This is a genomic window from Mesorhizobium sp. M0062 (assembly GCF_040323125.1).
Lineage (GTDB): Bacteria > Pseudomonadota > Alphaproteobacteria > Rhizobiales > Rhizobiaceae > Mesorhizobium.
Genome location: NZ_JAMYUO010000043.1, coordinates 17491 through 29404 on the forward strand (window position 1 = coordinate 17491; position 11914 = coordinate 29404).

At 60.6% G+C, this 11914-nt stretch carries 6 protein-coding genes; 5 read left to right on the top strand and 1 reads right to left on the bottom strand.

Annotated elements, in window-relative coordinates:
• Nucleotides 1-641: 641 nt before the first annotated feature.
• From NKJ64_RS29610 to NKJ64_RS29630, 5 genes are all read left to right on the top strand, one after another.
• Nucleotides 642-5744 (top strand): RecQ family ATP-dependent DNA helicase, encoded by a 5103-nt coding sequence (locus NKJ64_RS29610; RefSeq protein WP_023685871.1) that lies wholly within the window; start codon nt 642-644, stop codon nt 5742-5744.
• Nucleotides 5745-6279: 535 nt separating this feature from the next.
• A complete protein-coding gene (locus tag NKJ64_RS29615; RefSeq protein WP_245263176.1) occupies nt 6280-7806 on the top strand; it encodes an SAVED domain-containing protein in 1527 nt (508 codons plus the stop codon).
• Between the two features lie 2 nt (nt 7807-7808).
• The gene (locus NKJ64_RS29620) at nt 7809-8948 is read left to right on the top strand and encodes an SMODS domain-containing nucleotidyltransferase (protein WP_031204500.1); all 1140 of its coding nucleotides are present in this window, start codon (nt 7809-7811) and stop codon (nt 8946-8948) included.
• 71 nt (nt 8949-9019) lie between these two features.
• Nucleotides 9020-10747, top strand: coding sequence for a ThiF family adenylyltransferase (locus NKJ64_RS29625; protein ID WP_352463775.1), 1728 nt, complete (start codon nt 9020-9022; stop codon nt 10745-10747).
• Nucleotides 10740-11237 carry a Mov34/MPN/PAD-1 family protein gene (locus NKJ64_RS29630; RefSeq protein WP_023685876.1) on the top strand — a complete coding sequence of 166 codons (498 nt, stop codon included), beginning with the start codon at nt 10740-10742 and terminating at the stop codon, nt 11235-11237. Before NKJ64_RS29625 ends, NKJ64_RS29630 begins: the two co-directional genes overlap by 8 nt.
• 86 nt (nt 11238-11323) lie before the next feature.
• Here the strand turns inward: NKJ64_RS29630 and NKJ64_RS29635 are convergent, their stop codons facing one another.
• Nucleotides 11324-11536, bottom strand: a complete 213-nt coding sequence (locus NKJ64_RS29635; protein WP_084634073.1) for a DUF3892 domain-containing protein — start codon at nt 11534-11536, stop codon at nt 11324-11326.
• Nucleotides 11537-11914: the final 378 nt, after the last annotated feature.

An 11914-nucleotide genomic window follows, 5' to 3' on the forward strand; every position in this document is an offset into this window, starting at 1 on the left:
GCCGCTTAAACCGCCGGCTGGAACAATTTACTCGCGGGGCGAGCTCCAAGGGTGCCGCCGCGCTTGAACCTGTCGCGAAGTACAGTTGAAATCTCGAATCGCGATTTAGAACTACGACGAGATTTTAGTCAGTCGCTAATGCGAGCTAGTGAACGACCGCTTCGGGGGTTGGAAGTCGCCGTTGAAACCAGGTTACGCTCAACGACAGCTATCCTCCAGCAATGATCCAAGAGCAGACCGTCTGGAATCGGCCCCACAGCTGCCGGACAGGAAGGCGCCGCATACTGGTCATTGGAAAAGCTGATAAAGTATTCCAGGAGCCGACATTGTTAGCGCCGAGGTCGTTTGACGCGGTGGTGACCGTCGCGGCTAGAACCACTTCCCCTTCGCAAGCCGTTGCCGGACGAACGTCAGATAGGCCTCTGAGCTAATCGCAGTCTTCCGCCGGTTCCGTCGACTGTTGCAGAGCCAACATGCCGCGACGACGTTCTCCGGTGTATCCTTCCCCCATCACATCTGGCAATGAGGTGCTCTACCGTACATCTACTGGATCCACCTTCGGCGGCCGGCGACATTGACCTTTCGTCGAGCGCGCGACCATGATCGCTGACCGTTTCATCCCGTGAGTACAGCGTTGCAGTATGACTGAGCCTTTCCAACCCTTTCTGCAGCGTTGCGTTTCGGTCGATCTGGAAGTGGATCCTGCAACCGCCACCATCTTCGCTTTTGCGGCGGTGCGCGATGACGCTCGTCCCGCAATCCTGGCAAAGAAACGCGATCTCGTGGCGGCCCTTGACCGTCTGGGAGCAGAATCAGCCGAGGCCGAGCATCTGCTCGGCCACAACATCATTCGACATGACTTGCCTCATCTGGTCGCGGCGCGGCCTCGGTTGGCTAATCTTTTTCGATCGCCGATCGATACCTTGTGGCTCAACCCTCTCGCGTTTCCGCGCAACCCCTACCACCACCTGGTCAAGCACTACCACGACGGTCGCTTACAAGCGGGCCATGTCAACGACCCGGAAATGGATGCGCGGCTAGTGTTCCAGGTGCTACGCAATCAGTTAGCAGCTTTGACGCAACAGAACGCCGACCAGCCCGATGCAGTGGCGGCCTTTCATTTCGTCACCACGAGGATGGAAAACCCAGGCGGGTTCGACGCGGTCTTCCAGGAGATTCGGGGGGCTCCTGCGCCCGAACCATCTACGGCAAGGCAAGCGATTTCCCGGCTACTGGCGGGGCGCGCCTGCGAGAGGCGGGTCGAGCAGACGCTGAACCGCCTTTCCAGCCCGCAACTCGGATGGCCTATGGCCTATGCTTTGTCCTGGATCCTGGTTGCGGGCGGGGATTCCGTCATGCCGCCCTGGGTGCGGGCGCAGTTCCGCGAGGCGGCACTGATCGTGCGGCATCTGCGCGATACCGACTGCGGAAGCCCGGATTGCGCCTGGTGCAGAGAGAAGAACGACCCGATCCGCGCACTGTCGCGCTGGTTCGGGTTTGATGCCTTCCGCGCGCAGCCGGTCGACGATACGGGCCGCCCCCTCCAAGAGCGGATCGTCGATGAGGCGATGCGCGGGGCAAGCATCCTCGGCATCCTGCCGACCGGCACCGGCAAATCGGTCTGTTACCAGATCCCCGCCCTGTCGAAATTCGACAAGACTGGGGCGCTGACAGTGGTGATCTCTCCGCTGGTCGCGCTGATGGCCGATCAGGTGCAGGGCATGGCGCGGGCGGGCATTTCCTCGGCCGTCACCGTCAACGGAATGCTGTCGATGCCCGAGCGGCAGGATGCGCTGGACCGTGTGCGTATGGGCGAGGCGGCAATGCTGCTGATCTCGCCCGAGCAATTGCGCAGCAACTCGGTCCGCTCGGTTCTGGCACAGCGTGAAATCGGACTCTGGGTGCTGGACGAGGCCCATTGCGTGTCGAAATGGGGCCACGATTTCCGGCCCGACTACCGCTATGTCAGCCGCTTCATCAAGGAATCCGTAGGGGATGAAGCTGCTGCCCCAGTGCTTTGTCTGACCGCCACCGCCAAGCCCGAAGTGGTGCGCGACATCCGCGACCATTTCCAGTCACGTCTGGAGCGCGAACTGATGCTGCTGGACGGCGGCGCGGTGCGCACCAATCTCAGCTTCGAGGTCCGGCCGACGCAGCGCGGCACCAAGCTAGCCGATATCCTCGACGTGATCGAGGCCAGGCTGCCACAGGACGGCGCTTCGGGTGCGGTGGTCTACTGCGCCACCCGCAGCGAGACGCAACGCGTTGCCGATTTCCTCAAACAGCAGGGTTTGTCAGCGGAACGGTTCCACGCCGGTCTGACGCCCGAGGAGAAGCGCGACATTCAGGAGCGTTTCCGCATAGGCGACCTGCGGATCATTGCCGCGACCAACGCTTTCGCCATGGGGATCGACAAGCCCGATATCCGGCTGGTGGTGCATGGCGACGTTCCGGGCTCATTGGAGAACTACTTGCAGGAAGCCGGGCGGGCGGGCCGCGATCGCGCCCATGCCAATTGCGTGCTGCTCTTCGCCGCTGAGGATGTGGAGCGGCAGTTCTCGCTTTCGGCCCGCTCGCGCCTGGCTCGACATGAAATCGGCGCGATCGTCAAGGCCCTGCGGCGGCTGGACGAGCGGACGAAGAAGACCGGCACCGTGGTCGCCACCTCGGGCGAGGTCGTGCGAGCCGAACGCGATCAGGAGTTCGAGCGCGACAGCACCACCGACGATACCAGGGTGAAGACTGCGGTGTCCTGGCTGGAAGAGGCCAAGCTGCTGCGCCGCGAGGAGAACCGGGTTCAGGTCTTCCCCTCATCCCTCAGGATCCGCAACCTGGAAGAAGTCGAAGCGATCCTGGCCAGGGCCGCGATCACCGGCACCCGTCGGAAGGAGCTTCTGGATATCACCCGCCACCTGATGAACGCGTCCCCCGATCAGGGCATTTCCACCGATGAACTTGCCGGGATCAGCGGATTGACAGGGGGTATGCTGAACAAGGCGATGGCCGATCTCGAGGCGCTCGGGATCGCCCGCAACGACGTCGTGGTCACGGTCTTTGTCCATGTCGCCGTCGAGGGTCATTCGCAGCAGCGGCTGGCGCAGGCCACACGGCTTGAAACCGCGCTGACCACCCTGATGCGCGAGGCCGCCCCCGATGCCGAAGGTGCCGGAGGCATTCCCCTGCATCTGGCCGAAACCTGTCAGGCGCTCCGCAATCAGGGGCACAGCGCGGTGCGACCCGACATCGTGGAAAAGCTGCTGCGCAGCATGGGTCGTGACGGGCGCGATCAGGATGGTGGCAAGGGCAATCTGCGGCTGCGCAAGGCTTCGCGCAACACATTGATGGTGACGCTGCAACGGACCTGGCAGGCACTGGAACAGACGGCAAGCCTGCGGCGGCAGGGCGCAGAACTGTTGCTGGGGCATCTTCTGGGCAAGCTGCCGAAGGGCAGCCGCGGTAAGGACATCCAGGTCGAAACCACAATGGGCGATCTGCTCGCCACCCTGACCGGAGACGCCCTGCTGCGCGGCAGCGGCATTCAGGACATGACCAAGCTGATGGACCGCGCACTTCTGTGGCTGCACGAGCAGGAGGTGGTGACTCTGGGCAAGGGGCTGACGATCTTCCGGCAGGCGATGACGGTCCATCTGAACCCTTCGGGCGGCCTGTTCACCGTGAAGGATTTTGTACCCCTCGAAGAACACTACGCCGAGCAGACGATCCAGACCCATGTGATGGCGGCCTATGCCGAAAAGGGCCTTGCCGCGATGGATCAGGCGCTGCGGCTGTCCGAGGACTACTTCGTGCTGGAACGCGACGCCTTCCTGCGCCGCTGGATGCCCGGCAAGGGCGGCGAGATCCGGCGTCAAACCACCGGCACCTCCTGGAAAGCGATCGTTGAGGCACTGAAGAACCCAGTTCAGCAAGAGATCGTTGCCGACGACCGCGAACAGACCAGCGTCCTGGTCCTGGCAGGACCGGGTTCGGGCAAGACGCGCGTTCTGGTGCACCGCATCGCCTATCTGATCCGGGTCCGTCGCGAGGATCCGCGCGGCATCCTTGTTCTGACTTACAACCGTCATGCCGCCGCGGAGATACGCATCCGGCTGCGCCACCTGATCGGCGATGACGCGAATGCAGTGACCATATCCACATGCCACGCCCTCGCGATGCGGCTGGTGGGAGCGAGCTTTGCCGGAACTGCGAACGAGACGATGCACGACTTCGATGGGATCGTCATGGAAGCCGTGCGCCTGTTGAACGGCGAAGGGCTCAGCAAGCCCGAGGCGGAGGCACAACGCGACACCCTGATCCAAGGTCATCGCTGGATTCTGGTGGACGAGTATCAGGACATCGGCCCTGAGGAATACGCGCTGATCTCGGCCATTGCGGGCCGCTCACTGGACGATCCGGACCTTCAGCTCAGCCTTTTTGTGGTGGGCGATGACGATCAGAACATCTACGCCTTCGCCGGGGCGTCCATCCGCTTCATCCGGCAGTTCGAGGCCGACTATCGTGCACGACCGCAGTTCCTGATCGAGAATTACCGCTCGACCGGACATATCATTGCGGCGGCCAACGCGGTGATTGCGCCCGCCGCTGACCGTATGAAGGCGGGACACGACATTGCCATAGATCGCAGGCGCAGCAAGGCGCCGCCCGGCGGAGACATGGCGGCGCTCGATCCGGTTGCGCAAGGGCGAGTGCAGGTGCTGGACTGCCGAGCCGGTGACGTGGCGCAGGCGATGGCCGCAGTGGATGAACTCGTCCGGCTTTCGCGTCTTGATCCGGAGTGGAGCTGGTCGCGCGCCGCGATCATCGCGCGCGACTGGCGGCGGCTGGCTTCGGTGCGGGCCTATGCCGAAACGCTTGGTATCCCGGTGGAGATGGCAAACGAGAGCCTGCCCGGCATCTGGCGCTTGCGCGAGATGCAGCAGTTCATTGACACACTGCGCCGCGAAAATACGCGTCTGCTGGCCGTCCGTGATCTGATGGATATGCTGAACGCGATACCGTCCAATCGCTGGACGGATCTGATCGCCGAAGGCATCGCCGCTCTTGCGAAGGAGCTTGCGAACAAGACCATGCCCGTGCCGGACCTTGTCGAGTGGTTCGCTGAGTGGGCCAATGATGCCCACAGCGATCAGCGCGCGCTGCTGCTGCTGACGGCGCATCGATCGAAAGGTCTGGATTTCGAGGATGTCGTCATCCTGAATGGCGGTTGGGACAAGCCTTCCAAAGGCGAGGACCCCGATGCGCCGCGCCGCCTGTTCTATGTCGCCATGACCCGAGCGCGACGCAGCCTCGCGATCATTACTCAAGCGCAGCATCCGTTCGTCCAGCAGGACAAAGAGCATGTGCTGCGCCGAGCCGCGCCGGCTGTCGCCGACGGCGCGGCTCTTCCGACCGCGCTGTACCAGGTGCCGAACCTCAAGACCGTGGACCTGTCATGGGCGGGGCGTCTCAGGTCGGGCCATCCCTCCCTCGCCGCCATCTCGGCGGCGAAAGCAGGAGATCCGATTCAGATCGTGCGCCATGGCCCGCTCTGGGCGATACAGGACAAGCACGGGCAGGCCCTCGGACGCATGGCCAGAAGCTGGTCGCCTCCCGAAGGCCTCAGCTTTCTGCGCGGCGAGGTCGGTGCCATCGTGCGCTGGCGCAAGTCCGACAATCAGGAAGAGTTCCGGGTGCACCTTCACCGAGACGTCTGGGAAGCGGTTGTGCCGGAGCTTGTATTCGGCTGACAGTTGCCCGTGTGACGGTGGGTCGACTAGGACAGCTTCGCTCATTAGTTCACATTGTGCGATGTGATGTTATCGCGCATTTCTCATGGAAAAATCGGCAAAATGTCATGTTTGAGCCAGTTTTGAGACCTTTTCGTTTTCAGCCTGAACGCTCGCTTCGCGCTCCGTAAGCCTGAAAGCGGTCCGCCTGCTGTCCGCCCCTATGCTGTCGAGCAGCAATGCGCCTCATTCCGGTCGTTCGGCCCCCTTGGCAACGGCCCAAAAGCTGCCATTCGGCCCCTGCCACGATGTAAGTAGTTTTCCGAGTTTCATCATAGCTCGGAAAGGCTGGGACCTGCTGATGTAGCCTAGATTGATCATCCGGAATTGGTGAGAGGCGCGCTCTGTTCTTTTTTCGTTCGACCCTTGAAGCGATCGTTTCTGAAACCTAGATGCGGTTAATGAGCGGTAAATCACCGCGGGGCAATCGACATCATTGCATTCCAATCCATTGGCTGCGGCCGGTAGTAAGACCCGTCCACCAAGGAGGGCTGGTGTGAAATGGATCGATTGGAGGATACTGTGGGGAGCTGTGGCTGACGCAGTCATCGCAAATTGGGACGGGCACGACTACCAGGCGCGATACTTCTGGATTCACGCGTCGGGGCTTCGTGACCCGGAACAACACTTTGTTGTCGAGGTCTCATACGAGGCCGATGGTCCGAAAGGGTTTGACGATGTGGTGGTGCGCTATAGCCCAGGGAAATCGGGCCGCCGTTCTTTTGCGGTCGAGGTTGCCCACCACCAAGTCAAATTCCACGTCAGCCAGGAAGGGCGGTTCGGTTACAAGGAGCTGACGAACCCGGACTTTATCCATGCGACGCGCTTTTCAATCCTTGAGCGCCTCAAGGAGGCGGTCGAGAAGGCGCCAACGAATTCCACGTTCACTCTCGTGACAACCGACCGCATTCGCGATGATGATGACCTCCGGAAGTTGATTACGTCGAAAGACCGCTCGATCAACGTGGAAATTTTATTCGACGGAACGACCGATCGCAGCTGGACCGGTAAGATCAGAAAATGCTGGCGCGAGCACCTGAAGCTGTCGAGCGACGAAGAGCTCAAGACGATTGTGGACACATTCCACATCGTTGAGGGCCATAGGTCGCTCGAAGAGATGCGCGATGAAGTCAATTTTCACTTCCGTGGCGTCGGGCTGAAGGCCGGTGGAAACACGCTGGAATTCAGGTTCGATGGCGCGGCCCGAGCCTTGAAGGCGACGCAGCGCAACAAGTTGTCCCGAGAAGATTTCGAACTGCTTTGCCAGGAACAGGATTGGATTCGTGCGGGCGAAGACCGGCGGAATGTCGCCATCCGCTCGTTCGGTGATGGCCCGACCGATTATTTACTGGCCGCTCCGGAAAATCATCTGTCGCTGCTCGATCATTTCGACGAACGGCTGCTGCGTCCGGGAAATGATTGGACCGAGACGATCATGCCTGAGGTCCGAACATTCCTTGAGCGCGTGCGCCAGACGACCAAGGATATTCGGCTTCATCTCGATACCCACGCCTCCGTTGCATTTCTGGCTGGTTCGCTCTTGGGTATGAAAAGCGGCACTGGTGTCGAAGTCATGCAGAAGGGGCGCCGCGGCACCTCCGTCTGGCGCTCGGACGACAAGCTCACGGGGCCGTCGATGACGGTCACCTGTCAGGATATCGAGGCGGGCAAAGATGTTGCGGTGGCAATCAGTCTTTCACGGGACGCACTGGCGGACGTCGAGGATTATGTTAGCACCTCCTTGGGCAACGTTGGCAAGATTCTGCATTTCGCCGCAGCAAACGGGGTTGGCCCAGGGTCGGTAGCAGGCGGCACTCATGCAGCAGAAATGGCTGACCAAGTGTCTGACGTCCTGGTGGCGCTTAGCCTGCGCGGCGGCGCCAGGGCCCACATCTTCGTTTCGGCGCCAAACGCCTTTTCATTCTTCCTCGGCCAGCATCGGGACGCCATCGGCCCGGTGAAGGTTTACGAGTTCGACTTCACCGGGTCCAAGACCTACCACCCCTCCTTCCGGATTGGATGAATATGGAACTGAAGCCTCAATTCAATGAGTTTCTTGCGTCGATCCGACCGACCGACAGGCAGAAGGAAGACTGGAAGGGCGGGGCCTCGACCCTGCGGGCGCGGTTGGACGCGGACCAAGATCTCAAAGGGCTGGTCGTGGCTACTTTTCTGCAAGGTAGCGTCCGTCGTTCGACGGCCATACGGCCTAGCGGTGACAAGCGGCCGGACGTTGATATCGTCGTCGTGACCAATATTGACTACGAGAACACGACGCCTGAGCAGGCCATGAAGAAGTTCGTGCCCTTCCTTGATCGCCACTATGAGGGTAAGTGGCGCTGGCAGGGGCGTTCTTTTGGCATCGAGCTGTCCTATGTGGACCTGGATCTGGTCATCACCGCCTTGCCGAAGGATCCAGAATCCCGGGCAGTGATGGAAAGTCTCTACCGGTCCAATTCCGTATTGACTAACCTCAGCGTCGAAGAAGATCCGTCATGGCGTCTCAACCGGCAATGGCGCCCCTCGGAATTGGGTGAAGCTGCGTCAGTGCTCAACGATCTGGCGCCAAGCGAGTGGCGACCGCATCCGCTGTATCTGCCCGATCGCGACGTGGGAGAGTGGGGCCGGACCCATCCGCTGGCCCAGATCCAGTGGACGGCGGCCAAGAACCGTGTCTGCAATGGCCATTACGTCAAAATCGTGCGGTCCTTGAAGTGGATGAAGCAGGAGGGGACCGAAGAGTTTCCGAAGTATCCCAAAGGCTACCCGCTTGAACACATGATCGGTCACGTCATCAATGACGGCACCACGTCGATGGCGATGGGTGTCGTACAGGTCCTCGAGAGCATTCGCGATACTTGGGAATACGCGGCTCAGATCGGCCAAGTACCGGTTCTGCCGGATCATGGTGTTCCTGAGCACGACGTGCTGAAGCGCTTGCCGCTGGAAGATTTCCGGGCCTTCCATAAGGCTGCCAGCGAGGCGGCGTCCCGCGCTCGCGCAGCACTGGACAGTAACGATGCCCAGGAATCGGCCGAGCTGTGGCGCTCACTGCTCGGCACGAAGTTTCCATTGCCTGGCCCCCGCGGCGGCGACCGGGCGCCATCGGTTTTCAATACCCCGACCAAGCCTGCCCAGCCGCAGACAACGCAGCGATTTGCTTGATCTTGAACTCGCCCTCGGTGCCGCCAGCACTGCAGGAGGTGCTCTCGCTGCTTGAGGACGAGGAGCGCGTCATGGTCAGGAACAACTGGAGCAGTGTCGCGCCAGGCCGATGGTGGTTAGCCATTGATGCGACATTGTCCGAGCCGGCGACAGAATTCATGGCAACCCGCACCGGATGGCGCGTGGTGGTGTCATTCGTGCCCGGGGATAATCGCGTCGAGATTTATCCTTGCGCATCGAGTGGCCCCACGGTCACATTTCCGCATCAGCTATACAATGGCAAGCCGGCGGGCCGCGACCCATGGCGCACTGGTAAACTTTGTCTTGACCGGCCGGAAGCCACCTTTGGCAGAGACAGGTGGACGGGCGAACCCTCGGACATTGTTGAGAAGGTGATTTGGCATCTCAGTCGGTTGCTGATGTGGATTGATGCCGCTGCGACCGGCCAGTTGAAGCAGGTCGGGGATCCGTTCGAAGTCCCGCCGTCGTCCAAGAACCTCTCGCATCCAGTGATTGGCTTTGACGAGGCGATTTCCGGTTTCAAGTCTTGGATGGAGATGGAGCAACGCTGGGGAAGCGTCTCCTTCATTGATATCCCCCATGCGCGTGCCAACAGGGTGACGGTTACTTTCTCGGATAGCGGCGGCACGATTGTGAAGACTATTTCCTGGGGAGCCTGGGCCGGGCAGGCTGCATCGGTTCAGATGGGCGTATGGTTGAGACTCGACAAGATACCTGTCGTCAGACCGTGGGGCTTGCCGACAACCTGGAGCGAATTGAACGCACTGATTGCTGAACAGGGGTTTGACCTGGGCGAGATCTTGCACTTCGCCGGGGTCCAGCTTCGCAAACGTACCCACAAGAATGAAAGCGCAACTTTGCTGTTGGGGTTTCCCGTCGAAGAACGGGTTGGGGATGGGCCATCGCGATTGCATTGGATGGCTATCGGCTCCGTGCCTCTTCAACACCGCCATTCTAAAATGAATGGCTTCCGTCCGATCGAAGCCAATCGTCGTATGCTGGACAGGGCGGTGGCCCAATCCCACGGCCGGCTCGATTGGATGAGGACCATGAACTGGACGTCCGATCAACTCCGCAGGCGTGGCCCCTCATCGGAAAAGCTTGGTTCGTCCAGGATCGCGCTTTTGGGGGCGGGAGCACTTGGGGGTGCGGTCGCGGAAAACTTGCTCCGGATGGGCAACCGCGATTTGGTCATCCTGGATGGGGAGAGGCTTGAGGTCGGGAACCTGACCCGGCATGCACTTGGGCTTGAGGCCGTGGGCCGGAACAAGGCTGTCGCACTGGCGGACGCGTTAAATTCGTCGATGATTGATGGTCGTACTGTTGGGCATGCAACGAACTTTCCCCCCAGCGATGAGTCTGTGATCGCCACTCTGCGAGCCGCCGACGTGGTGGTGGACTGCACCGGAGCGGATGATGTACTGCGTCGAATGGCCGATTTCGACTGGGGTACGGAGAAGATCTTTGTCAGCTTGGCTATAACGTGGAGGGCCGAGGGACTACTGGCCTATACTGCATCCGAAGTAAGCTTTCCCTACTTTGACGCTGTGGAACGCATGGCGAGCATGGAGACGCCAAGCCCAGCGCGCTCGGAGTCGACGATGGAAGGGATCGGCTGTTGGCACCCGATCTTTCCCGCCACTGCCGAGGACATGAGATTATGGGCCGCGTTTGGCACGCGATTTATCCGGAAAGCAATTGAGAGTCCGAGCCGGACGTTGAGCTACTATCGTCAACACGAAGACGGCCAGATCGAACTGGTTGCCACCAATGTCTGAGTTTCCTAAGGTCAAATACAGCTCGATCGCTCCTGACGTGTCCGCTGTGTTTGAGCTGCCTCTGCTGTCTGAGGTTACGAGGTTGGCCGGTCGGGCCGGCAGTGTTGAAACCGGCGGCATTCTTGTTGGGGAATACTTTGACGGGGGGCGCTCTGTTCGAATTACTGAAGTCATGGCAATGCCCGAGGATTCCCGTTTCGGCCGGGCCTGGTTCAAACGGGGCCGGAAGGGCCTCGATGCTTTACTTCGCGATCGATGGGGGCAGGGCCAGTATTACGTCGGTGAGTGGCACTCGCATCCTGGGGGCAGCGCCGAACCCAGTGGCTCCGACATTGCCGCGATGCGGAAAATCGCTGGCGACCCGTTGTATCGCTGCGAGGCGCCGGTACTCCTCGTCGTAGGCGGCAGGCCGCCCGACAGCTTCTCGATCTCATTTACTGTTTTTGTATCGGGCTCACCGCACCGGCTGCGATATGGTACACCGAGCTAGCACAGGAACTTTGCCGGCCACCGCCGCCTGATCGGAGACTATCACTGCTTACGGTTGCATCGCCCAAATGCAGAGGCGAAATGTGATCACTCTGCTCGATTAACATTATCCTTCTTCGAATGATCAGGATTGTCCCGCGCATATTCCCGGCCGTTAATTTTCACGACGTGTGCGCCTTGGTGTTCGCCACGCTTAATCTCGGCCACGACGCTTCTTCGAGGAACATCTTTTCGATTGCCGATGTCGTAATGTTCGTTCCGGCCCCCGGGGCCATCATTCTTGCCTTTGATCTTGGTCATGTCTCGTCTCCAAATGTCACCTGCTGCATCAGAGGCTCCCAGACAGGAAATTCGAGCCGTTGAACGCTCATGTCTGTATACCACTCACCCGGGCGAATTGCAGACCTTCCGCTTTCGGCCCCAAAACTGCCGGTCAGAAATGCGCCTCATGCCGGTCAAAGAGACCTTGCCCGCCGTTCCTCCATAAGCAGACATTGCAGACCTACAAGGACGTCGCTTTTACGCCCGAAGCGCCGCTTCGGTTGGTCCTTCAGTGACCTGGCGGCCCAAGGGCGTCGTCCTCCACGGCCCGACCTCGTCCGCAACTCACCGTTGCCAGCGGCTCTGCTCCTGGCCTTCCCGCGATGACCGAGCGGGTAGTGAAACATCATGGTCAAG

Bases quoted from the DNA above. Each gene is read 5' to 3' on its own strand.
- NKJ64_RS29610 (WP_023685871.1), top strand. From the start codon at position 642: ATGACTGAGCCTTTCCAACCCTTTCTGCAGCGTTGCGTTTCGGTCGAT.
- NKJ64_RS29620 (WP_031204500.1), top strand. From the start codon at position 7,809: ATGGAACTGAAGCCTCAATTCAATGAGTTTCTTGCGTCGATCCGACCG.
- NKJ64_RS29625 (WP_352463775.1), top strand. From the start codon at position 9,020: ATGGTCAGGAACAACTGGAGCAGTGTCGCGCCAGGCCGATGGTGGTTA.
- NKJ64_RS29630 (WP_023685876.1), top strand. From the start codon at position 10,740: ATGTCTGAGTTTCCTAAGGTCAAATACAGCTCGATCGCTCCTGACGTG.
- NKJ64_RS29635 (WP_084634073.1), bottom strand. From the start codon at position 11,536: ATGACCAAGATCAAAGGCAAGAATGATGGCCCCGGGGGCCGGAACGAA.